We start from the raw sequence: 25248 nt of genomic DNA, 5'->3' as shown, positions 1-25248 counted from the left end.
TTTATTTTACAATTAAAACATCTGTTGGTAATTCCGATAAAATATATTCGATGTCGTGTGGAAAAATTCGGTCGAAAATTCCTGTTTTAGTAGGTGCATTCATTACTAATAAATCGGCTCTTTTTACACGTGCATAATGCCCGATAGAATAGCCTCTTTTTCCAAAAATACTTTGTGTTTTTATATCGATTCCTTCACAATTAATTTCTTTTAAAATATTTTTTACACGAAAATCTTCTCTAGATTTTATGCGTTCTTTTACGATTGTAGATTTTCTTAACGTTTTATCGTCGCTAACTGTAACATGTAATTCTGCCTGACTAATTTCTTCGACAATCGTTAATTTTTTACAGCTTAAATTTTTAGAAAAAAAGATAGAAGTCTTAATGGTTTCTTTTGTTTTTGTATCGTGTAATCCATTTACTATTATATGTTTACATGGTATTCTTTTAACTGATGGTTTAATTAGTAACAAAACAGAGCAATTTGCTTTTCTTGTAATTTTTCTGGCAATAGAACCCACATAATATCGTAGCAAATTTTCTTGTTGAATGGCTCCTAAAATTAATAAATCTATGTTTTCTTTTGCAGATGTTTCTAAAATTACATTTACAGGTTTGCCTTCTTGCCAAATTGTTTTCAGTGGTTTTTTTAGAACTTCTGCTTCTGTTAATAGAGCTTTAATATTTTGCTCTTTTTCGAGTGTTTTTTTTCCAACGTGAACGCCTACTAATTTAGCATTAAACATATTTGCCATTCTAATGGCTTCGAAAAGATTTGCTTTTAAATTCGGCGAAAACGCAATTCCTATTAAAATTTTATGAATTTGTTGCAAAAAAAGATTTTAAAATTAGGTTGAATGCACAATATAGGGAACTTTATAAGAAAGAAAAAAACTAAAAAATTATTTTTATCATAGGGAAACATCCTTAAATTTACTTTTTTGAAAATTGAAAATGTATGTTAGAATTAGCAGGAATAATTATTTTAGGAATATTGGCTCAATGGGTAGCTTGGAAATTTAAAATTCCAGCTATTTTACCCTTAATTTTAATAGGCTTATTAGTGGGGCCAATTGCTGCTGAATTCTTAAGCGAAGATGGTTCTAAGTGGATTGAGCCCATTTGGAATGGAAAAAAAGGACTATTTCCTGGAGAAAGTTTGTATTATTTTGTTTCCTTAGCCATTAGTATTATTCTTTTTGAAGGTGGGTTGACATTAAAAAGAGCCGAAATTAAAAATGTTGGGCCCGTAATTACAAAATTAATTACTGTTGGTTCTACAATTACATTTTTTGGAGCAGGTATTGTGGCACATTATGTTTTTAATTTAGGTTGGGAACTTTCTTTTCTTTTTGCAGGGTTAATTATTGTAACAGGACCAACTGTAATTACACCAATTTTAAGAAATATTCCTTTAAAGAAAGATATTTCTACGGTTTTAAAATGGGAGGGAATATTAATTGATCCGATTGGAGCCTTAGTTGCAGTATTGGTTTTTGAATTTATTAGTGTAGATGGAGATGGAGGGTTTACTAAAACCGCTTTAATAGAATTTGGTAAAATTTTGTTATTTGGTACTGCTTTTGGTTTTACATTTGCGCATGCATTGGCATACGCTGTTAACAAAAAACTAATTCCTCATTATTTATTAAATGTAGTCTCTTTATCTACAGTGCTATTAGTTTTTGTAGAATCGGAACTTTTTGCGCATGAATCTGGTCTTTTGGCGGTTGTTGTTATGGGAATGGTTTTAGGAAACGGAAAATTAAAAAACCTCAAAGAACTTCTCTATTTTAAAGAATCTCTAAGTGTTTTATTAATTTCTATCCTTTTTATATTATTAGCAGCAAACATAAATATGGAAGATTTACTGCTGTTATATACTTGGAAAACTGCTATTTTATTTGCAATTGTAGTTTTTGTAATTAGACCTTTGGCCGTTTTTGCAAGTACACATAATTCTAAATTAAAATTAAACGAGAAGCTATTTATAAGTTGGGTGGGACCAAGAGGTATTGTGGCTGCAGGAATCGCTTCTTTATTTGGAAGTAAATTATTAAAAGAAGGCGTAGAAGGTGCAGAATACATTACACCTTTGGTTTTTATGATTGTTTTAGGAACCGTACTTTTAAACGCCACAACTGCAAGATTATTTGCAAAATTAGTAGATGTTTTTCTAAAAAGTTCGAATGCGATTTTAATTGTGGGAGCATCTAGCCCTGCAAGATTAATAGCGCATTATTTAAAAGAAAATGATAAAAGAGTTGTTTTGATAGATTCTAATAAAAACTTTATTCAAGAAGCGAATAATATGGATTTAGAGGCATATACAATTAATATTTATGATGAAGATTTAACAGATAATATCGAATTAAACGATGTTGGTTATTTAATTGCAATGACAGGTAGTGAGGCTGTAAACCAATATGCAATTAACAATTTTTCGGAATCTTTTGGCGAACATGGCGCTTTTAGATTGGCAACTTCTAAAGAGATTCGAAATAAGACATTAAATAGTAGAACTCAGTTTTTAACTCCAAAAGACGATTATATTAATTTAAGTGAAGCTTTTAGAGACAACCCTAAAATTTACGAGGTAGAAATTGAAACCAATGATGCTTACGAAGCAATGCTTTCTAAATTGTTTAGAGAATCGAGATCTGTACCTTTATTCGTTAGAAAAGGAGAAGAAATTTACCTAATTCCTGAATATGAAAAATTAGAAGAGCCTAAAGAAAACTGCACTTTGGTGTATTTAGGAAAGCCTTTGGAAGAAAATAAAGAAAGTGTTAAAAATTAGGAAAAGTAAGTCGCAAAGTTTTTTATCAACTACGACTGAAAACTGCAACTGCGACTTAAAACTTAAAACCTTGTCAATTGCAACCAGCTTTAGCTGGATGATATGAATAAATTTCACACAAATGGCTTTAGCCAAAATTTCCACGCTACTTGTAAATATTTTGGCTGAAGCCAACATTAGTCGAAAACATATCACAATGGGTTAAAACCCATTGCTATTGAATTGTTTATTAAATTGAAGTGTAAAAAAGTCAAGAAAAATAAGTAGACTCTACATCTTTTGCTTCCTTAATTATTTCTGGTGGATATTTATATAAATCTAATATTTTAATTGCATTTCTTGTTTTTAGTTTTCCTGCTTTTAATTTATGATCGAATAACAATTTATCATCTTTTATTTTTTCACTAAAGTGGAATAACGCAAAATTGTCTTTTTCCAGAAGTTCTGTTAACTCAATATCGTGCGTTGAAACTAAAACTGTGTGTTGTTTTTTATTCAAAAAAGATAAAATTGCTTTTCCACCAGAAATTCTTTCAACAGTATTTGTTCCTTTAAAAATTTCATCCAAAACAAATAAGCAAGGTTCTAAATTTAATGAAGCATTTATTAACTCTTTTACAGCTAAAACTTCTTGTAAATAATAACTTGTATCGTCTAATAAATTGTCTGTAATTCTTATTGAAGAAAATACTTTATAATATGGTGCTACGTATTTTTTTGCAAAGCAAATATGCAATGTTTGCGCCAAAATACTATTAACAGCAACTGTTCTTATAAATGTTGTTTTTCCTGACATGTTAGAGCCAGTTAACAACATACTCTTATTATTTAACAGTATATTATTTTCGATACAATTTTCAATTAAAGGATGGTAAATATCTGTAAAATCAATAGTTTTATCTTTGGTAAAAGTGGGTTTACAAATTTTTAAATTTCCAGATTTTAAGGAAGCTGTAGAAATAGCGATATCAATTTCTCCAATAAAAAGGAACATTTTTTCAATACTTTTTCTCTCTTTGGTAATGGAATCTATAAAACTATAAAATACTAAATATTCAATATTAAAAAGAATTTTAATAATCTCAAATAAGAACCAAAAAGCAAATAAAAACTCATTACTAACATTTTTTTCAAAAGCAATGAATTCTGTCTTAAATTTAATCGATTTTATTTTTTGAATAAAAGAAAGGTCTTTAAAATATGTTTTTATGTAAGGATGTTTACTTAATTCTTTACTAACATTTAAAGCTCTGGACAATTGATTTACACCATTTAAATAATAAGTAACACTGTGTTTGTTTTTATAATGAAACACCATATTTATAGCTGAAATTGGAACTAAAGCCAAACCAAAAAACGGATTAAAAAAAGCTAAAATTAAACATGAAATTGCACTAATGGTAAGTGTAATTATCAACCACATGTATTTTGGTTTTTCTAACTGTTTATCGTTAATTAATTCTTCTAAATAATAAGAGTTATTAGAATTTAATTTCGATAATTCCATTTGAAAAGAAATACTAACTTTTTTGTTCAATTTGAAGAAATCGACAAGAGAATCAAATTTTAAAAGATTTTCAATACTTCCAATTGTTCGCAATTTAAAGTATAAATATTGCTCGCCAATTTTTGAAGATGTTCTATCAATAAATTTAAAAATATCGTCAATATCTAAATCTATTTTACATTTTTCTGAGATGATATGATAAGCTTCACTTTTATTAAAATTATTATTGAAGTATTTACCAATTACAAAAAAGTTATAATGAGATTTCTTATATTCTTTTCCCCAATTTTCGGAAAGGGAAGCTCTAATTTTTTTTAGTTTTCTTCTGTTTGAAAATCTTTTAAAAATATAAAGAGAAGTAAAAATGAATAATAATGCTAAAAAATAGTTCATAGTTGATATAATCACTTAAATTTTACTTCCTAAGTACTTCTATTTGTAGAAATAAAGTAATTTTTGTTACAAATCCAACTCAAAAGTTTGGCGTAATTTATCTAAAAGCGGATTTTTCTCTTTTAACTTATTATACTTTTCTTGTGGAGTATAAGCGAATTTTTTTTCTACAGTTTCATTTAAAACAGTTACAATATCTATTCCGTAATTGTTTAATTTTTCACGCAAAAATTTTAATAGTTTTGGTCGCCCTTTTAAAAACTGGTCTTGCATTAGTTTATTAGGAACTGTAAACGAAATTTTAAAGCTATCATTCAGTTTTGGTACATCTGTGCCTACAATCGAAGCCATACTTCTTTCTCCTTTTTTCTGTAGAAGTGCAGTGTATTCTTTCCAAAGTTCTTGCAATTCCTTTTCTGTAAAAACGTCTTTTGGGTGATTGTCGAAATTTTCTTCAACAATCGTTTTTTTCTTTTCTTTTTTCTCGTGAATACTTTTTAAAGAAAGAGAAGACCGCCTTTTTGCAATATTTAAGATTGGTTTTTTAACAATCTTTTTCTCTGTAGCAAGAGTTTGGGAATTAATAACAGGAGTTTCTACCTTTTTTTCAACAGGTTTTACAATTTGTTTTTTTGCAGGTGAAAGTGCTTGGAAAAAAGTAGCAGGAATTATGTAGTTAGCTGGCTTTTTTTTTTCTCCATCGAAAGTGATAGAGGCAATTTGCATGAGCGTTAGCTCCACCAGCAAACGTTGGTTTTTACTTGCTCTATAATTCAAATCGCAATTATTTGCTTTTTCAATAGACTGCATTAAAAAAGGAATGCTTGCTTTTTCTGCTTGTTTTAAATATTTCTTTTTGGCAGTATCTCCAACTTCCAGCAATTCTAAAGTCGCTTTGTCTTTTGCCACCAACAAATCTCTAAAATGACTTGCCAATCCGTTTATAAAATGATGTCCTTCAAAACCTTTTCCTAAAACCATATTAAATGCGTTTAAAACATCAGGAATTTTATTTTGAAGCATTAAATTAGTCATCGTAAAATAGGTTTCGTAATCTAAAACATTTAAGTTTTCGGTAACTGCTTCACGAGTTAAGTTTTTTCCTGAAAAACTTACAACTCTATCAAAAATAGACAAAGCATCACGCATGGCACCATCTGCTTTTTGAGCGATAATATGCAAAGCATCGTCTTCTGCAATAATATTTTCTTTCTCGCAAATGCTTTTTAGATAATTTTTAGCATCTAAAACTCCAATTCTTTTAAAATCGAAAATTTGACAACGAGATAAAATCGTAGGAATTATTTTGTGCTTCTCTGTAGTTGCCAAAATAAAAATAGCATGTGCAGGCGGTTCTTCCAACGTTTTTAAAAAGGCATTAAATGCTGCTTGCGACAACATATGCACTTCATCAATAATATAAACCTTGTATTTTCCTGTTTGTGGTGGAATGCGAACTTGGTCGGTTAAATTTCGAATATCATCTACAGAATTATTAGAAGCTGCATCTAATTCGAAAATATTAAACGCAAAATCTTCGTCTTCTGACAATGCTGCATCTTGTTGGTTTATTTTCTTTGCCAAAATTCTTGCACAAGAAGTTTTACCAACGCCTCTTGGCCCTGTAAATAACAAAGCTTGCGCTAAATGATTGTTTTTTATAGCGTTATCTAACGTGTTTGTAATGGCTTGTTGCCCAATAACATCCTCGAAATTTTGAGGACGGTATTTACGTGCTGATACTATAAAATGCTCCATTTATTTATATTAATGCTAATGTTGTTTCTTCTTTTGTAGTAAAAAACTCAAAACTTCTATGTCTGTTCGAGCGCAGTCGAGAACTCTAAGCTTAAAATTTTAGTTTTTCACTAATTAACAAGACTGTTTTAATGATTATTTAACAAAAATAACCATCTAAAGGGGTTTATACAAATAGGTTTCTTAATAAAATACTAAAGTTGTAAACAACTGTAAATAGAAGCGTAATTTTACGACTGAATAAGTGTTCGAAAGGTTCATTTTCGAATTAAAAGTTCCGAAAATTGCACTGAGATTTTTATGCAATGTTCTTAGTGCAATTTTTAATTAATAATAATCTATAATAAATACATATGAAATTGATAAAACCATTTTTAATATTTTCTTTTACACTTTTACTAATCTCTTGTTTTGGATTTTCGAATAAAAAACAAAACGACCAACAAGCAGTGTATGTTCCGCAAGAAGGCACCAAAGTTGCTTATTTTGCAAGTGGTTGTTTTTGGTGTGTTGAAGCTATTTTCGAGAGCGTAGAAGGAGTAGAGGAAGCAGTTTCTGGTTATGCTGGAGGAAATACGTTAAACCCAACTTACGAAAAAATTGGAACAGGAAAAACAGGACATGCAGAGACAGTTGCAGTCTATTACAATCCTAAAGTGGTAAGTTTTGAAACCTTGGTAAATGTGTTTTTTGGTTCTCACGACCCAACAACTGTAAATGGGCAACACCCAGATTATGGAACACAATATCGTTCGATTGCTTTTTACAAAACTGCAGAAGAAAAGCAAACAATTGAAACTATTTTAACTATTTTAAATGATAAAGTGTACAATGGAAAAATCGCAACAGAGGTAACTAAATTAAAGCGTTTTTATAAGGCTGAAGAGTATCATCAAGATTTTGAAAAAAGGAATCCGAACCAGAGTTATGTAAAAGCAGTTTCTATTCCAAGATTGAATCGTTTTAAAAAGAAATTCCCAGAATTATTGAAGAAAGATGCTCATTAATATTTGCCAATTTCTATTCTTTTTCGAGTAGGAATACCATTTGAAGAGACAGCATTTTTCCAAAAAGGTTTCACAAGAACTGTTTTATTAAGTTCTTTTATAAAAAGTTCAGATAATGGACGCTCGTTATCTTTTGCCATTTCTTTAATTTGAGAAAGAGCAACATCATGAGCTTTCATCTCTTCAATATCACTTACTGGAACATCGCCAGAACTTTTGGCAAAAAATAGTAAAAGCTGAGTTTGTTCATAAGTTAAAGTATTTCCTTCTAAATGATTTGAATTATAATTAATTAGCCATCCCCTGAAAAACATTTCAAATAGATGTTAAAGTGTTGTTTTTATTGATAATTTAATGAGATTTAAAACAGGAAAACTGTTTAAAAATTCGTGTTTTTTTACAAGCCAAAAGCCAAAGTAAAATGAACAAAAGCATAGTTTTAACTATATTTGAAACCAATTAAAAATAATAATAAAATGAATTTAAAAACAGTATTTTTACTTACATTAATCTCTTTAATGAGTTGTTCTTCTACTCAAAAAATTAAAGTAAAACAAGGTGAGATTTTATACAACCAAACCAAGCACATTGGATTTTCTAATTATAATAATGGTGGTTATGTTATTAAAGACCTTAATAATCATTCTTTTCGAGTAGAGCGTGTAATGGGTGATAGTGGAGAAAGTAACGACTATTTTTATGTACTTAATTTTAATTTTACTAATCAGAAAATGGAACTACCTAGTAGCGAAATAGGTTTTAGAACAGAAAAAGGTACCATAGAATACCTTGTTGAAAACAATTATTGGAACCTCGACTCTGGTCTTAATGTAAGTGCTATTAAAAAACTGGTAGAACAAACAGGTACTGCTGTTACAGATGCTAAAAAAGTCGAAAAAGCTAACGAAGTAAGAGCAAAAGCTATAGATGCCTTCGTAAAACGCGATGGTACTATTGTTAAGGGGGGATCTCAAGGTACTAAGGTAATAGGGTATGTAAAATCTCCAGATCATTATCTTGCTACTAGCCTTACACCTATAAAAATTTATGATGCAGAGCATAATCTTATAGCAAAAGGAAAAAGTACAATTATTAATAACGAAGTTTTTACCACTTTCGATGGAAAAAAACATAAGTATCGTGCTAAATACGAGTTAAATGAGCTTACAAAATTGCCCTTTTTAACAGAAATGGTGTATTGCCTGATACTGGAAGGCTACATCTATGGTGGGAAAATTAATTACGATAAGAAGATTACTATTTTCGAAGAATAGAAATAATATTAAATACTTTTAAAACATACTACTCTTTAAACATAAGAGTAAGGAAGATTGGGTTTACAGCCTCAATCATAAAAAATAAGTCCAAAATTTTCTAATTTAGAAATTTTTGGACTTACTAATTAATTTTAGCTTCTACTTAATAGGCGTATAAGTGGTTGTTATTTATTTATTTATTTATTAAAACCCATTCTCCTTTTTCAATTAAAGGAATTGCTTGTTTAAATTTAACTTCTTTTTCTTCACCACTCATTACATTTTTAATGGTAACTCGTTCGTTTCTACCAATTTTTGGTTGCTCTCTAACAATGGTTTCAACAGGTTCTGAAGATTGCTGACGAGAATTAGAAATTGCTTGTTCTGTAGAATTTTGCACATCTGCTTTACTCGTGTTTAAACGCTGTCTTTTTTGTTGACGAGCTTCGGAAATTTGAGACCTATCTTGTGCAGGTAATTCTCCTTTAAATAAGAAAGACAATACTTCTTTATTAATTTCGTCTACAGTTTGTTTAAACAATTCAAAAGCTTCGAATTTATAGATTAATAAAGGGTCTTTTTGTTCGTAAGATGCATTTTGTACGGAATGTTTTAATTCGTCCATTTTACGTAAATGTTCTTTCCAATTTTCATCTATAATTGCTAAAGTGATATTTTTCTCGAAATCTGTAACCAAACTTTTTCCTTCACTTTCATACGCTTCTTTTAAATTGGTAACTACTTGTAAAGATTTTGTTCCATCTGTAAAAGGAACTACAATACGTTCGTATCTATCTCCTTCATTTTCATAAACATCTTTAATTACAGGAAATGCTAAAACCGCATTTCTTTCGATTTTGTTTTTATAATGTTCTGTAACAATGTCGTATAATTTGTCTGTAAGTTCTTTTTCGGACATTTTATCGAATTCTTCTTCAGAAAAAGGAGAAGTCATCGAAGAAAACTTAATCAATTCAAATTCGAAATTCTGATAATCTTTAATGGCTTTATTAGAGTTTACGATAGATTCACACGTATCATAAATCATGTTTGCAATATCTACTTGCAAACGTTTTCCATCCAAAGCATTTCGTCTTCTTTTGTAAACAAACTCACGTTGCGAGTTCATAATATCGTCATATTCTAATAAACGCTTACGAATACCAAAGTTGTTTTCTTCTACTTTCTTTTGTGCTCTTTCAATAGATTTGGTAATCATAGAATGCTGAATTACTTCGCCTTCTTTTAAGCCCATTTTATCCATCATTTTTGCAATTCTGTCCGAACCAAAAAGACGCATTAAATTATCGTCTAAAGCCACATAAAATTGAGAAGAACCAACATCTCCTTGTCTTCCTGCACGTCCTCTTAATTGCCTATCTACTCTTCGTGAATCGTGTCTTTCTGTACCAATAATTGCCAAACCACCAGCTTCTTTTACTTCAGGTGAAAGCTTAATATCGGTTCCACGACCTGCCATGTTTGTTGCGATTGTAACTACTCCTGGTTTACCAGCTTCTGCAACTACATCTGCTTCTCGTTTGTGTAATTTTGCGTTTAATATATTATGAGGAATCTTACGCATTTGTAACATTCTACCTAATAATTCCGATATTTCTACAGAAGTTGTTCCTACTAAAACTGGTCTTTTTTCTTCGACTAATTTTACAATATCGTCGATTACTGCATTGTATTTTTCACGAGCAGTTTTATAAACCAAATCTTGTTTATCGTCTCTTTGAATTGGTTTATTTGTAGGAATTTCTACAACATCTAATTTGTAAATTTCCCATAATTCACCAGCTTCTGTAATCGCAGTTCCTGTCATTCCAGACAGTTTGCGATACATTCTAAAGTAATTTTGAAGTGTAACTGTTGCAAAGGTTTGTGTAGCATCTTCAATTTTTACATTTTCTTTGGCTTCAATAGCTTGGTGTAATCCGTCTGAATAACGACGACCATCCATAATACGTCCAGTCTGCTCATCAACAATCATTACTTTATTGTCCATAACCACATATTCTACATCTTTTTCGAACACTGTGTAGGCTTTTAAAAGCTGATTCATCGTATGAATACGTTCGCTTTTTATGCTAAAGTCTTTGTATAACTCGTCTTTTTGTTTTGCTTTTTCTTCTTTTGAAATATCTGCGTTATCAATTTCGCCAATTTTTACACCAATATCTGGCAAAACAAAGAAACTGTCGTTTTGTGTTTTTTCTGATAAATGTGCGATTCCTTTATCGGTTAAATCAATTTGGTTATTTTTTTCTTCAACAACAAAGTATAAATCTTGATCCACTTCTGGCATTAATTTATTGTTGTCTTGCATGTAATAATTCTCTGTTTTTTGAAGAATTTGTTTGATGCCTTCTTGAGACAAAAACTTAATTAACGCTTTATTTTTAGGTAAACCTCTGTAAACTCTTAATAGTTGGAAACCACCTTCTTTGGTATCTCCATCTGCAATTAATTTTTTAGCTTCCGCTAAAACACCTACTAAATGTTGTCTTTGTAAAGAAACGATATCTGCAACTAAAGGTTTTAATTCGGTAAATTCGTGTCTGTCTCCTTGTGGAACTGGACCAGAAATAATTAAAGGTGTTCTTGCATCATCAATTAAAACAGAATCAACTTCATCTATAATTGCATAATTTGGTGGTCTTTGTACTAAATCGTCCTTAGAACTCGCCATGTTATCACGCAAATAATCGAAACCAAATTCGTTATTTGTTCCATAGGTAATGTCTGCATTGTAAGCTTTTCTACGTGCATCTGAATTTGGTTGATGGTAATCGATACAATCTGTCGTAAAACCATGAAATTCAAAAATTGGTCCCATCCACGCTTTATCACGTTTTGCTAAATAATCATTTACAGTAACCAAATGCACACCATTTCCTGTTAAAGCATTTAAATAAACTGGTAAAGTAGAAACCAAAGTTTTTCCTTCTCCAGTCATCATTTCTGCAATTTTCCCTTGATGTAAAACAGAACCACCAATTAATTGTACATCGTAATGAATCATGTCCCAAGTAACTGGTTTTCCAGCAGCATCCCAAGAATTTGCCCAAAAAGCTTTGTCGCCATCTAATTCGATATGATCTCTCTCGCCAGACAATTCTCTGTCATAAGGAGTTGCAGTAACTTCAATTTCTTTGTTTTCCACAAAACGTTTCGCTGTTTCTTTTACAACTGCAAAAGCTTCTGGCATAATTGTATTTAATGTTTCTTCGGAAACTTTGTAAGCTTCGTCTTTTAAAGCATCTATTTCTGTATAAATGTCTTCTTGCCTGTCTATATCTGCAGTTTTAGCTTCTTCTTCTAATACAGCAATTTTGTTGTTAAATGGTTTTGTAGCTTCTTGAATCCTGCCTTTAAATTCAATTGTTTTTGCCCTTAATTGGTCGTTAGATAATTTAGAAAATTCTGCTTCGAATTTTCTAACGTTTTCTACAATTGGTTGTAAAGATTTTAAATCTTTTTCTTGTTTGTCTCCAACAAAAAGTTTAATTACGGAGTTTAAAATGCTCATTTTTATTTATGATTTAATCAGCTAAAAAATTAACTGACATTATTTAATTGTGAATCAAGTTTTTAAAAACTTGAAAAAAAGTACTATTTTCAATGAATTTCAAAACAAAAAAAAAGCCTCTTTAGAGACTTTTTATATGGTTTTAAAATTTTTAATATTCATCTTCATTCCAAAGATAATCATCTTCAGTGGGATAATCTGGCCAGATTTCTATAATCGAATCGTAAGAATCGCCTTCGTCTTCTATATCTTGTAGATTTTCTACGACTTCTAAAGGAGCTCCAGTTCTAATAGCGTAATCTATTAATTCGTCTTTGGTTGCTGGCCAAGGTGCATCTGCTAAATAAGATGCTAATTCTAATGTCCAATACATTTCTTATTGTTTAATTTTGTGCAAAAATAATTTTTTTGCTGAATTATGCAAGTCTTTTTTAAGAAATTTATTGTGAAGTCTTTTTTATTTTTTTTAAGCATCTTATTGTTAATGAACTAAGTGTTTAAATAAAAATTAAAATTTCTTCTAACCGATAAAAAAAGAACGTGTTAGTTTTTAGTAGGTATCCATTTGATTTCTTCTACTTGTAAGTCTTTAGACAATTTTCGTGCCAGCACAAAAAGGTAGTCAGAAAGTCGGTTTAAGTATTTTAGGATGTCATTATTAATTGTTTCTTCGTCATTTAGCTCTACAGAAAGACGTTCTGCGCGTCTACAAACGCATCTTGCTACGTGACAGAATGACACTGCTTGATGGCCTCCAGGTAAAATAAAATGAGTCATTTGCGGTAATTTTGCATCCATTTTATCGATTTCATTTTCTAAAAATAAGATAGCATCTTCATCTATTTTAGGAATATTTAAACGCTCTTTACCATTTTTTAGAGTTTCTTTTTCAGGTGGAGTTGCCAACATTGCACCTAAAGTAAACAATTCGTTTTGTATTTTTAAAAGAGATTCTTTAACATCAGCATTTATTTCTTGGTCTTTTATTAAACCTATATAAGCGTTTAATTCGTCTACAGTTCCATAAGAATCGATGCGTAAATTGTATTTTTTTACTCTGGCTCCTCCAAAGAGGGCAGTAGTTCCTGTATCACCAGTTTTTGTGTATATTTTCATATCAAGAGGTTCGAAAGTTTAAGATTTAAAATTCAAAGTTACAAACTTTAAGGTATGTAGTTATTTTAATTAAGAGAGTTTAACAATTAAACAATTACATCTTTTTCAAGTTCTTATTTTAAAATGTTCTTTTTCTTGTTCTTTTCGGAAGAAAACAATTCCCCAATGAAAAATATCTACAGTAACTGTTACAGAAGGGTGGTTTTTAATTTCTGTCCAAGCTTCTTGCATTTCTTGGCTCCAATAAATATCATCAAAAATCCAAATAGAGTTGTTATGGATAGTTTTTAAGCAAGTTCTAAAATAATTTAATGTTGATTGTTTGGTATGATTTCCATCAAAATAAATAAAATCGTATTTGTTATTTTTTACAATTTCAGGAAGTGTTTTATTAAAATTTCCTGTGATAAGGTTTATGTTTTTGAAGTTATTTATTAGTAGTTCATTGGCAACTTTACTCGTTTCTGGGCAGCCTTCTAAGGTGGTTATTTTTGTATTCTCATTCCCAATTTTTATGGCAGATGTTGCCAAACCTATGGAAGTACCAATTTCTAAACAGTTTTCTGGTTTAAAATAATTTATAACTTTAATTAATAGTTTTGCTTTTGTGTTAGAAATTCCTGCAATTTTCGCAATTTTAGCAACTTCACGTTCGTTTGTTTTAAAAATTCGAGATCCAGAACCAAAATCGGTGACTTTTATGTTTTTTTTGTTGTCTAGTAGGTGTTTTTTTATGGTAAGAAAATAGTTCCATAGGTTATTATTCGTTTTTTTGTAAAAACATTTGGTAACCAAATTATACACAAAAGGCGAATGTACCCCATGTTGATTGGTAGATTTTAATAAAAAAATAAAATATTTTATTGCTATATTAGACATTCTGTAAAAATGAAAAACGAAAGTAAAATAAAATTATAGCTTTACATCCATAAAAAGTATATTTGTAACTTATGTTACCAAAAATAAAAATGAAATACTACATTACAATTCCTTTACTAATTATTTTTTTTAGCTCTTGTGTGTCAAATAAAGACTTAAGGTATTTACAAGGTCAACCAAAAGCGAATACAGAAATTAAGAGAATTAACGATATCCCTTATAAGTTACGGATAGACGATATGGTTAATATTATTATAAAATCTAACAACCAAGAATTGGTTTCTGTTTTCAAAAAAACTGAAAACATTAGTTCAAATACAGTAAATTCAAATCAAAGTTTTTCTGGTAATGCTAATTATTATTCGGATTATAGTGTAGATAACTATGGAAATATTCGTGTACCTACTTTAGGAAATGTTAATGTTTTAGGTTATACAGTAGAGGAAGTGCAACAAAAGATAGAAGATAAGTTAAAGGATTTTGTAAAAGAAGGAGAAAATGTTTTTGTAGCTGTAAAATTAGCAGGAATAAAATATACAATATTTGGAGAAATAGAAAATCCAGGTACAAAAATTATTTATCAAAATAGAGTTTCTATTTTAGATGCAATTGCCAATTCTGGTGATATTACAGATGTTGGAAACAGAAAAGCAGTTGAAATAGTAAGACAAACTATGGCTGGAACAAAAAAATATACAATAGATTTAACAAATATAGATGCTTTTAATTCGGAAGTTTTTTACATAAAACCAAACGATTATATAAACGTGCTTCCTTTAAAACAGAAATCTTGGGGAACAGGAACTACAGGTTTACAGAGTTTAACTACTGTTGTTACTGTACTTTCTTTAATAACATCGACCATTATATTGGCTAGAAATTTATAATTTAATATGAGCAACCAATTAAAAGATACAGCTAACCAACCTAATATAGATGTTAAAGATTATTTATATAAAGTATTGGCATATTGGAAGTTATTCTTAGTAACCATAGTTATTGGTTTAATTATCGCCAAATTTATGAATGGTTATATGCAAAAAATTTACAGTTTAAATACTGTAATTTCTGTAAAAGAAGAAAACAACCCACTATTTTCTACAGGAACCAATATTGCGTTTAATTGGGGTGGAGCAAGTGACGAATTAGAAACAGTTAAAGTTACTTTAACTTCTAGAACGCACAACGAAATTGTTGTAAAAAGGTTGCAATTTTATGTAGAGTATTTAAAAGAAGGTCGTTTTCGATTGGCAGATGTTTATGGTTATACACCTTTTAAAGTAGCTTTAAATGTTAAAAAACCACAATTATATGGAAAGCTTATATCGCTTGAAATTACAGGAGAAAATACCTACAAAATTTCTACAGAATTTAATGAGTCTGGCAATAATAAAATAATAACTTATAATTCGAATACCATAGAGAATTACAGTACCAACTCTTCATACTATTCAGAAGAATTTAATGTAAAAGACTCTATTAAGACTAATTTCTTAAATTTTAAAATAGATAAGATTGGTACTTTTACAATTGGAGAAAAATATTTTATACGATTTGGTAATTTCGATGGAACTGTAAAAGCAAATAAGGGTATTTCTGTAAATACTGTAACCAAAGCAGCTTCGCTATTAGTTTTGCAGAAAGAAGGAACAAATAAAAATAGAATTGTAGATTATTTAAATACAACAGTACAAGTTTTAGACTCTATTAAGCAAGTTCAAAAAATAGAATATGCTGTTAAGACAGAAGCTTATATAGATACACTTTTTAAAGAAGAAACTATAAAATTAAAAGAGATTGAAGAAAATCTTGGAAATTATAGAGAGTCTAACAACATTTTCGACTTGTCAACAGAAGGATCTTCTTTTTATGAGGAAACGATTCAATTAGAAAGAGATAGAAAAGAATTACAAAATTATAACGATTACTTAGTAGGCTTAAGAACTTATCTAAGAAGTAATAATTCTTTTAATAAAGATAAGTTGGTACCAGCTACAATAGTGCTACAAGACCCTAAAATAGTAGATTTAATTAATAAATATGTAGCGAAATCTGCTTTTAGAGAACAGATGAGAAAATCAGTTAAAGATATTCATCCAGAAGTTAAAAAAATAACAAGTGAACTAAACATTATTAAAAATAATCTATTAGAAAATATATCTTCTCTTTTAAGGCTAAATTCCAATAAGCTTCGTAAAATAAATGTAAATTTAGCTTCTTATAAATCTAAATTAAAAAGGCTTCCAAGAAAAGAACAAGGCTTAATTACTTTCCAAAGAGATTACGAATTATCGGAAGCAAATTATAATTATTTAAAACAGAAAAAATACGAAGCAGGAACAGCAATTGCCGCAAATGTTTCTGATGTTAAAATTGTAGATACTGCAAAAGATTTAGGAGAAGGACCTTTATACCCAAAACCAAGTTTTAATTACATGGTGGCTTTAATGCTAGGGATTGTTTTTCCATTGCTTTATATAATAGTTAGAGAGCTGTTAGACAGTAAAATACATACTGCAGAAGAAATTCAGAATAACTATGCAATTCCTGTTTTAGGTGTTGTGGGTAGAAATTCTACGAAGAATAATTTGGCGGTTTTCGAAAGACCAAAATCTTCGGTTTCAGAATCTTTTAGAGCATTAAGATCCAACATTCAGTTTTTATTTAAAAACACAGATCAAAACAAGTCAAAAACTTTAATATTAACATCTTCTGTAAGTGGAGAAGGAAAAACAATGATTTCCATAAACATGGCAACTGTTTTTGCATTAAGTGGAAAGAAAACAATATTAGTTGGTTTGGATTTACGTAAACCAAAAATTTATGATGATTTCGATTTATCGAATGACGTAGGTATTGTAAATTATTTAATTAATCAAAAAACGTTAGACGAAGTAAAAATAGCAACAAAAATCCCGAATTTAGATGTTATCCTATCAGGACCAATACCACCAAATCCATCAGAATTATTACTAAATGATGCTGCAGACAAAATGTTTACTCAGTTAAAAAAAGATTACGATTACGTAATTATAGACACGCCTCCAGTAGGTTTAGTATCAGATGCTTTGGAATTGTTTAAATATTCGGATGCTGTAATTTATGTAATTCGTCAGAATTATACCGAAAAAGGAATGATGAAAATGATTGACGATAAGTACAAAAACAAAGAAGTAACCAACATTAGTTACGTATTAAACGACTTTTCCATTAAAAGTAAATATGGCTATGGCTATGGCTATGGTTATGGTTACGGATATGGGTATGGCTATGGAAAATATGGCTATGGTTATCACGAAAATGAAGTTAAAGAAGGTTTCTTTTCTAAATTGATGAATATTTTTAAATTAAAGAAATAAATTTTAAAAAGCATCGTTAATTCGATGCTTTTTTGTTTTTAAAGCTTAACAGGTTTTTTGCAAGAAATAAAGTTTATATTTATTTTTTATAAACACTTAAGTGGTTAATAGTTGTTTATTTAGTTAGTAATGTATCGAGCTCACGTTAAATAATATATCAAAAAAAAACAGCCCTTTAAATTAATTTAAAAGACTGTTTGCAGATATTAAAATTCAAACAATTACTATAAAAACTTATCTGCTTTTTCGTTTCTATCTCTTTTTTTGCGTTTTACATTTTTATTATTTCCGCCAAATAAATAGGAAAGACCTACAAAAACAGATCTTGAATCTCTTCTAAACTCTCCAGTTTGTATAATCGTTCTATAAGCTTCAAAAGCAAAACGTTGTGTTTTAAAAATATCGTTAAAATTAATGCTTAATGTTCCTTTACCTTTTGCAAAATTATATCTAGCTCCTGCATTTACAAAGTAGTTTTCTTTAAGCTCATATTGTAATACTTTTTGTTTACCTGTATATAATGCAAATAATTGAAAAGTTAGGTTTTTAGTAGCTTTAAAGCTTTGGTTTATTTTTGCATTTAATAACGTGTTATTTACAGAAACATTTTCGTTTTCTATTACCCCTTTTTGTGCTCTAGAATACACATCAAAACTACTATTAATTGTCCACCAATTTAACGGTTTATAAGAAGCAGAAAGTTCTAATCCGTAAGCATTATTGTTATTAAAATTATCGTAATCTATAATTAATAAATTAGGATTATCAGCATCAAAAAAACCTCTTCTATTAATTTCATTTGAAATTTGTCTGTAAAAACTACCAAAAGAAACATTTCCTTTGTTAATTTTTCTGATGTAATTTAGCTCAATAGAATTGGTAAATTGTGGAACTAAACTTGGGTTGCCTGTAATAACAATTTGGGGTGTATTTAATTGCCTAATTGGGTTTATTTGGTTTAACGAAGGTCTATCTATTCTTCTACTAAAACTAAATTGATACGCATTTTTACTAGTTTTACTAGGTGTATATTTTAAAAAACCTGATGGGAAAACATTAAACAGTTTATCTGTAAAGAAAAAAGGCGTTTTTCCATTTTCAAAAAATTGTGCATTTACATTATAATCTTCTAAACGCAAACCAATATTGTATTGCCATTTGTTCCAAAACTGACTAAAAGTTGCATAAAAAGAGTAAATTTCTCTATCGTAAGAAAAGGTAGCATTATTAAAGTTTGGGTTTCCTGTTTGGTAAATATTATCTGTATTTCTTAACCTTGTTTCTACACCTAGTTCTAAAGTTGTATTGGCTAAAAGTGGCTTTGTATAATCTAAATTAATAGTTGTATTTGTTTTTTTGTTGGTAATCGACTCTACATAATCTGCAGAAGGCTTGTTGCCAGAAAAAATAAAATCGTAATTGTTATCGCTATCTAAAGTATTGTAATCAACTTCTAATTCTACGCTATGCTTTTCTTTTTCGAAATTATGTTTAAAATCAAAATTATAACTTGCATTTGTATTGTTTGTGTTTGTAATATCAATTTGATTAAAATTATTGGAAGAATTATCAAAAAAAAGAATATCTCTGTTTCCATTAATTTTATTTTTTGCAAAATTTCGATTGGTATAAAAAGAGAATGTATTTTTATTATTGATAAAATAATCAAACCCAAGTTTTACTAAATGAGAAGTATTATCATTAACATTGTTAGTAGTTTGCGAAACTCGTTCTATGGTTCTGGTAATGTTTCCAAAAGCAAGACTTTTACCCAGTCTGTTACCATAATTACCATAAAAATTTAGTTTTCCTTTTCTATAATTTAGATTAATAGCATTATTGTATCTAGCTCTTTCTCCATAAGTAAAGCCAGAATTAAAAGAACCATTAAAACCTAAATTTGCATCTTTTTTAAGAATAAAATTAATAATACCACTCATACCTTCTGGATTGTATTTGGCAGATGGATTTGTAATTAACTCAATCGTTTTTAAAGAAGTAGCAGGTATTTGCTGCAGTAATTCCCTGGCACTTAAATTGGTGGGTTTTCCATCAATTAAAATACGAACATTTTCATTTCCTCGTAAAGAAATATCGCCATCTTGATTTATAGTTACAGAGGGTATATTTGTCATAATATCACTAGCAGATGCACCAACTGTGGTTAAATCTTTACCAATGCTTATTACTTTTCGATCTACTTTTTGTACAATTGTAGAGCGTTCCGAAGTAATTGCAATCTCATTTAATGAAACAGCATCTTCTTCAAGTAAAATGTTCCCTAAATCTATCTTGGTTTGGTTTTTATTAAACGTAATTGTTTTAGAAATGGGTTTAAATCCTATAAATTGAATCTGTAAATTATACGTTTTTAATTCAATTTTCGAAACTTTAAATTTTCCATAATCATCCGTAATTCCTCCAGAAATTATTTTGTCTGCAACCTTTAAAATAATGTTTGCATAAGGTATTGTTTGTTTCGTTTCTTTGTCTAAAACGGTTCCTGTAACTGTTCCTTTTTGAGCACAAAGTGCAACTGAAAACAGAAAAAAAACAAACGTTAAGTAGTAATTCTTAAAATTAGATGAATACTCGATTAGGATTAATTTTTTTAAATAATTCATTTTACTTTTTTTGATTATTTAGCGAAACTAAACGTAAAATGAATATCTCTTTAAAAGCGATGATAGAGGCCGAATTAATTATGACAAATTGGTTTAAAACGAAGATAAAATGTTTTTGTCTACTGCAAAACACTATTTGGCATTAAAAAAGCTTTTTTTAGCATCTATTTAAGGATACCAAACACTCTTTTTACTATATTTATTATTTGGTATTGTAAGGCTACCAAGTAAAATTTTTAGAAATCATTTTATGCTTAAAAAAGCAAAACAATTTTTAGCAAACTCAAAATTTAGATATCTAATTTTTGGAATCATAATTTTTCTTTTTTCTGCATCAACTTCCAGTTGGTACTTCTCCACCACAGAAGAATTAATAATTACTTACGCTATAAGAGCAACACTGCAAATTACAATGGCTTTTGTTATTTTAGAACTCTTAATTCCTAAACTTTTATACCAACAAAGAAAAAATGCTTTTATATTTTCTTTTGTAATTACTTTATTAACCTATTATATAGTTTGTACGCTAATTTATATGAATTATTTTGAGCCGACTTTTCCTAAAACGTATGCAGTTTATGTAAAACGTTTTGTAGATGCTTCTTTTATAGGAAGATTAACTAATTTTAGCGAATTTATTGTAAAAAGTTTGTATCTATTGTATCCAACTTTGTTGTTGTTAATTTTTAAATTATTGGTAGAAAAACAGCATTTGCTTCATTTAAATGAGCAGAAAAAAATAGCTGAATTGGCTGCTTTAAAAAATCAATTGAATCCGCATTTTTTATTTAACACTCTAAATAATTTATATGCATTAACCTTAAAAAAATCGGATGCTGCACCAAAGGTTATTCAAAAACTTTCAGAAATTTTAGATTATATTTTATATAGATGTAATGATGATTATGTTTCTTTAGACAAAGAAATAGAATTGATTGAAAATTACCTTTCTCTAGAAAAAATTAGATATGCAGATCGAGTAAAAATTTCTTTCGAGAAAAATATTACAGGAAAAGAAAAAATTGCACCACTTTTATTATTAACCTTTGTAGAAAACGCTTTTAAACATGGTGTTGTTAATGAAATCGATAAAGCAAAAATAAATATTAAAATATTAAAAAATAAAGAGCAATTAATTTTTACTGTAGAAAATAGTAAACCTTTAACAGTAAATTCTAAAACAAATAAAGAATCTATAGGCTTACAAAATATTAAAAAACAGCTAGAATTATTATACCCTAGAGCTTATAATTTAATAATAGAGAATAAAACAAACTGGTTTTCTGCCAACTTAAAATTAGATAATGTATAATTGTATAATTGTAGATGATGAGCCTTTAGCAAGAGAACTTATAGAAAGTTATTTAAATAAATTACCCAATTTTAAATTGGTAGCTTCTTGCGCCAATGCAATTGAAGCGAGTAGTATTTTAAGTTTAGAAAAAGTAGATTTACTTTTTTTAGATATAGAAATGCCTGTTTTAAAAGGCACAACTTTTCTAAAAAATTTGGCAAACAAACCAAAAGTAATTTTTACAACGGCTTATAGAGATTATGCTTTAGATAGTTACGAATTAGATGCTATAGATTATTTGTTAAAACCCATTTTTTTTGAACGATTTTTTTTAGCCATCCAAAAATTCTTAAGAACTTATAATTCTAGTAATTTAATAACTGAAAATAAGAATAAAAGAAATAATTATGTATTTGTAAATAAAGCTAAAAAACAGATTAAAATAGATTTTGATGCAATTTTATACTTAGAAAGTTTTAAAGATTATATTAAGATACATTTTAAAGAAGATACCTTAATGATTAAAGAAAGCATCTCTGCTTTTGAGAAAAAAATTGATAAAAGGTTTATTAGAATTCACAGATCTTACATAGTAAACACCCATAAAATTACAGCGTTTACTAAAAATGATGTGGAAGTTGGTAAAATTGAAATTCCTATAGGAAATAGTTACAAAGAAAATTTAATTCCTTTTTTTAATTCTATTTAATAAGAGTTCGATTTAAGAAACAATATATAATTCTATTTTAAATTAATATAGGTGTTTAGTTTTTTGTGCCATTTCGATAATAAGAGAAACCTCATAATTTATAACCACAATTTGTAAGATTCCTCTTCTTACGTTATACGAAATAATAGTAATTTTCAAAAGAAAAATAATTAAGTGGTTAGTAGCTAATTAGTAGTGTGTCTAACTCACGTTATTTAAATTAAATTCTTAGATTTTCGTAAAAAATTCTTAAACCTCCTATAAAATAAGTCCATTTACAGTATGCGTACTTTATCTAACCCACTTTATTTTTCTGTTTTATAATGTCATTTTACATTCGCAATTCATATTAAAACAAAAATTATAAATTATGAAACAATTAAATTTAATTACAGTATTAGCAATTTTTTTATTAAGTCTATCGAATGTAAATGGGCAATCTAAAGTTATAAAATTAAATTTTAAAAAAGGTGAAGTATTAGATATTTTACTTTTTACAGGAAAACCAGATATGGGTAAATATTTTCCAGAATACAAAAAAACAGCATTTGCTTTTGCATTACAAACAGGATATACTCCACAACCAATTCTTAATATTACAGAAACTACAGAAGGTGGTTTACAACCTGGTAATTTTGTTTTTGGAAAGTGGAAAAATTTGACTGCTAGAGAACAATTTTTAAATGAAATTGACAAAAAAGTACCAGACTTTCATCAACAAAGAAGAAAAATGTGGTCTACTTTTTACCTTTCTTATTTCGAAATGAACGAAAATACTTCTTTTGAGCTACATTCAGAAAAATTAAATGTGGCTACTGCTTATTGGCTAAAAAACAAAAATGATATAAAAAATTTTCAAAAAGAATGGACAAAAATGGCAAAGAAAAATGGAGCTACTATTCTTTTAGGACTAAATAACCCTAAATCTTCTGTAGGTTATATGTATAAACCAAATTTTATAATATTAACATCTTGGCCCTCTAAAGCCTCTTTCGATAATTTTAAAAAAGAAGCTTTTTTAAAGAAAAATAAATCAGTAATAAACGTAAACGAATTTATAATAAAGTAATATAATATGGAGGCTGTCTAAAAAGTATTAGATTTTGTTATTTCAACAGTAATAGATAAATCTTATTTATTAAATTTTAATATTATAGATTTTTTGATTTCCTTTAAAATAACTGCTAAATCTACTTTATAGACAGCCTCTTTAAAAAAAAACACTATGGAAAATTTTACGGAACAACTTATTTATTTTAGCTTTTTTCAGAGCATATTTCTTTTAATTATTTATCTATTTTCACCTAAAAAAAGAAAAAAATTAAATAGTTATGTTATCGTTTTCGTTTTTGTATTACTACTTGGCTTGTCTGGAAAAATAATTTATATATCTAAAGTTTTTGGAGAGAATTTTAGATTTTTAACTATTTCTGAATTTGCAATTTTACTTTTTGGAAGCACAGTTTATCTGTTTACAAAAACATCTCTTTCAGAAAAAGATTTTTCCTATAAAAATCTAATACATTATATTCCTGGTGTTTTGTATAGCCTATTTGTTGTTTATTATTTTATGTTACCTTCAGATACAATTATAGTAGATAGAATAAAAAGTGGAGAATTATATAAAACCGTAAATATTTTAGTAGCTTTAGGTTTATCTGTAAATATTATGTATTGGCTTTTTTCAATTAAAGAATTTATAAAATTTAAGAAAAAATTAAATAATGAAATTAGTTATGTTGTAAAAACAAGATTTTTCTTAAACTTTTTAATGGCTATAGGTATTTGTTTATTTTCTTGGCTAACGATTTATATATCTAGTTTTTTAGATTTAAATATTGATGAAAAAAAGATAAGGCAGTTCATTTGGCTAGCAATATCTTTTATAATTCTATTTATTGCTTACTATAGTATGGTAACCCCAGATTTATTTATTTTAAAATCGTTAAAATTTAAAACAAAATATAATCAATCTAAACTTAAAAGTGAAGATTTAGAAATCCTTAAAGAAAAACTAAAGCATATAATGCTTTCTAAAAAACCGTATTTAAATAGAAAACTCTTAAAAACGGAATTAGCAGAAATAATGGGTATTAGCAATCCTGAATTGGCAAGATTATTAAATGAAAAAATTGGGATGAACTTCTTTGAATTTGTAAACTATTATAGAATTAAAGAATTTATTCAATTATCGGAAACAGAAGAGGCTAAAAATTTAACTTTTTTTGGTTTAGCACAAGAAGCTGGGTTTAACTCTAAAACTACGTTTCATAAGTCTTTTAAAAATATAATGGGTACATCTCCTTCTAAATATTTTAACACGTAATTACTAAAAAATCTTTTTTTTGTTAATTTTATAAATTATATCTTTTGTTCTTTAGCTTGCATCCAGGTAAATAACAAAGTTCATTTTTTTAAATTAAAGTTTTAATCTATTTTTTTTATAGGAATTATAATAAAAGAAATTATTATCAATAGTTTATTCAGCTTAAAAAAAAATATAATATTTTTTTAAAAAAATAAAAAGAAACTTATATCTTCACGCCGTGAATTATTTAAAGAGAACAGTTAGTTTAGTCTTGTCAGTGGTCATTTTAATGACACACTTTATAGCCCTTAAGCATTCTCTTGATCATGCTTCTAATGCCAATCAAGGTTTAGTTTCTTCTTTAGAATTAGATCAAACTTCAGATTTAGATTCAGATTGTTCTATATGTGGTATTTATTTAAATGTAGAAATATCTAAAACACTAAATTTTACATACACTTTATTAGTTCCAAAACTATTAACGGAACCTATCTTTAAAAATGAGGAAGATTTTACATCTCTCATTTTTTATTTAAAGAAATCGAGAGCACCACCAACTTTTACAGTTTAACATACTAATCAATCAATAATAATTATACACTGTAAATGTGTGTAATTATTATTGATTAATATGTCTTTATTTCCATTTATTAGATATCATTTAGTTCTTTTAAAGAATATTTTGTCTATTAAATAACATT

The 25248-nt window shown here is 28.2% G+C and carries 19 protein-coding genes; 10 read left to right on the top strand and 9 right to left on the bottom strand.

From position 1 onward, the window contains the following. Position 1: 1 nt before the first annotated feature. Positions 2-835, bottom strand: coding sequence for a universal stress protein (locus J3359_RS04635; protein WP_208079581.1), 834 nt, complete (start codon positions 833-835; stop codon positions 2-4). A 125-nt stretch (positions 836-960) separates the two neighbouring features. Here J3359_RS04635 and J3359_RS04630 point away from each other — a divergent pair, with 125 nt between their 5' ends. Then, positions 961-2802: a cation:proton antiporter gene (locus J3359_RS04630; protein WP_208079580.1), complete on the top strand. Its 1842-nt coding sequence runs from the start codon at positions 961-963 to the stop codon at positions 2800-2802. A 250-nt stretch (positions 2803-3052) separates the two neighbouring features. Here J3359_RS04630 and J3359_RS04625 read toward each other — a convergent pair whose 3' ends face one another. Further along, a complete protein-coding gene (locus tag J3359_RS04625; RefSeq protein ID WP_208079579.1) occupies positions 3053-4702 on the bottom strand; it encodes a MutS-related protein in 1650 nt (549 codons plus the stop codon). A 66-nt stretch (positions 4703-4768) separates the two neighbouring features. Further along, positions 4769-6460, bottom strand: coding sequence for a DNA polymerase III subunit gamma/tau (gene dnaX, locus J3359_RS04620; protein WP_208079578.1), 1692 nt, complete (start codon positions 6458-6460; stop codon positions 4769-4771). Positions 6461-6813: 353 nt separating this feature from the next. Between dnaX and msrA the strand changes: the two genes are divergently transcribed. After that, on the top strand, positions 6814-7467 hold the full coding sequence (gene msrA / locus J3359_RS04615) for a peptide-methionine (S)-S-oxide reductase MsrA (RefSeq protein ID WP_208079577.1): 654 nt from the start codon (positions 6814-6816) through the stop codon (positions 7465-7467). On the opposite strand, the gene J3359_RS04610 is transcribed toward msrA, so the two are convergent. Beyond that, positions 7464-7781: a Fic family protein gene (locus tag J3359_RS04610; protein ID WP_208079576.1), complete on the bottom strand. Its 318-nt coding sequence runs from the start codon at positions 7779-7781 to the stop codon at positions 7464-7466. The two genes, msrA and J3359_RS04610, sit on opposite strands and share 4 nt — an antisense overlap. 162 nt (positions 7782-7943) lie before the next feature. Here J3359_RS04610 and J3359_RS04605 point away from each other — a divergent pair, with 162 nt between their 5' ends. Next, complete coding sequence (locus tag J3359_RS04605; protein WP_208079575.1) at positions 7944-8741, top strand: hypothetical protein; 798 nt, start codon at positions 7944-7946, stop codon at positions 8739-8741. 175 nt (positions 8742-8916) lie between these two features. On the opposite strand, the gene secA is transcribed toward J3359_RS04605, so the two are convergent. The 4 genes from secA to J3359_RS04585 all read right to left on the bottom strand — a co-directional run bounded on the left by secA (position 8917) and on the right by J3359_RS04585 (position 14253). After that, positions 8917-12258, bottom strand: a complete 3342-nt coding sequence (secA, locus tag J3359_RS04600; protein ID WP_208079574.1) for a preprotein translocase subunit SecA — start codon at positions 12256-12258, stop codon at positions 8917-8919. A gap of 151 nt (positions 12259-12409) precedes the next feature. Beyond that, positions 12410-12631: a DUF2795 domain-containing protein gene (locus tag J3359_RS04595; protein ID WP_036785931.1), complete on the bottom strand. Its 222-nt coding sequence runs from the start codon at positions 12629-12631 to the stop codon at positions 12410-12412. Positions 12632-12801: 170 nt separating this feature from the next. Continuing rightward, the gene (locus tag J3359_RS04590; protein WP_208079573.1) at positions 12802-13374 is read right to left on the bottom strand and encodes a cob(I)yrinic acid a,c-diamide adenosyltransferase; all 573 of its coding nucleotides are present in this window, start codon (positions 13372-13374) and stop codon (positions 12802-12804) included. Positions 13375-13479: 105 nt separating this feature from the next. Further along, a complete protein-coding gene (locus tag J3359_RS04585) occupies positions 13480-14253 on the bottom strand; it encodes an O-methyltransferase (protein WP_208079572.1) in 774 nt (257 codons plus the stop codon). Between the two features lie 89 nt (positions 14254-14342). On the opposite strand from J3359_RS04585, the gene J3359_RS04580 reads away from it, so the two are divergent. Together J3359_RS04580 and J3359_RS04575 are read left to right on the top strand one after the other, a co-directional pair. Further along, positions 14343-15140 carry a polysaccharide biosynthesis/export family protein gene (locus J3359_RS04580; RefSeq protein WP_208079571.1) on the top strand — a complete coding sequence of 266 codons (798 nt, stop codon included), beginning with the start codon at positions 14343-14345 and terminating at the stop codon, positions 15138-15140. Positions 15141-15146: 6 nt separating this feature from the next. Beyond that, positions 15147-17612 (top strand): exopolysaccharide transport family protein, encoded by a 2466-nt coding sequence (locus J3359_RS04575; RefSeq protein WP_208079570.1) that lies wholly within the window; start codon positions 15147-15149, stop codon positions 17610-17612. Positions 17613-17836: 224 nt separating this feature from the next. On the opposite strand, the gene J3359_RS04570 is transcribed toward J3359_RS04575, so the two are convergent. Continuing rightward, positions 17837-20236 (bottom strand): TonB-dependent receptor, encoded by a 2400-nt coding sequence (locus J3359_RS04570; protein ID WP_208079569.1) that lies wholly within the window; start codon positions 20234-20236, stop codon positions 17837-17839. A 250-nt stretch (positions 20237-20486) separates the two neighbouring features. Between J3359_RS04570 and J3359_RS04565 the strand changes: the two genes are divergently transcribed. The 5 genes from J3359_RS04565 to J3359_RS04545 all read left to right on the top strand — a co-directional run bounded on the left by J3359_RS04565 (position 20487) and on the right by J3359_RS04545 (position 25118). After that, entirely contained in the window at positions 20487-21548 is a 1062-nt protein-coding gene (locus tag J3359_RS04565) for a sensor histidine kinase (protein ID WP_208079568.1), read from the top strand. Next, positions 21541-22239 carry a LytR/AlgR family response regulator transcription factor gene (locus J3359_RS04560; protein ID WP_243765983.1) on the top strand — a complete coding sequence of 233 codons (699 nt, stop codon included), beginning with the start codon at positions 21541-21543 and terminating at the stop codon, positions 22237-22239. The genes J3359_RS04565 and J3359_RS04560 overlap by 8 nt, the downstream gene beginning before the upstream one ends. A gap of 370 nt (positions 22240-22609) precedes the next feature. Beyond that, positions 22610-23308, top strand: a complete 699-nt coding sequence (locus tag J3359_RS04555) for a hypothetical protein (protein WP_208079567.1) — start codon at positions 22610-22612, stop codon at positions 23306-23308. 156 nt (positions 23309-23464) lie between these two features. After that, the gene (locus J3359_RS04550; protein ID WP_208079566.1) at positions 23465-24565 is read left to right on the top strand and encodes a helix-turn-helix domain-containing protein; all 1101 of its coding nucleotides are present in this window, start codon (positions 23465-23467) and stop codon (positions 24563-24565) included. A 271-nt stretch (positions 24566-24836) separates the two neighbouring features. Then, complete coding sequence (locus J3359_RS04545) at positions 24837-25118, top strand: hypothetical protein (protein ID WP_208079565.1); 282 nt, start codon at positions 24837-24839, stop codon at positions 25116-25118. Positions 25119-25248 lie beyond the last annotated feature (130 nt).

Source organism: Polaribacter cellanae (assembly GCF_017569185.1).
In the GTDB taxonomy this organism is placed as follows: Bacteria; Bacteroidota; Bacteroidia; order Flavobacteriales; family Flavobacteriaceae; genus Polaribacter; species Polaribacter cellanae.
Note: the sequence above shows the minus strand (reverse complement) of the source record. Positions and strands in the feature narration are given on the sequence as shown.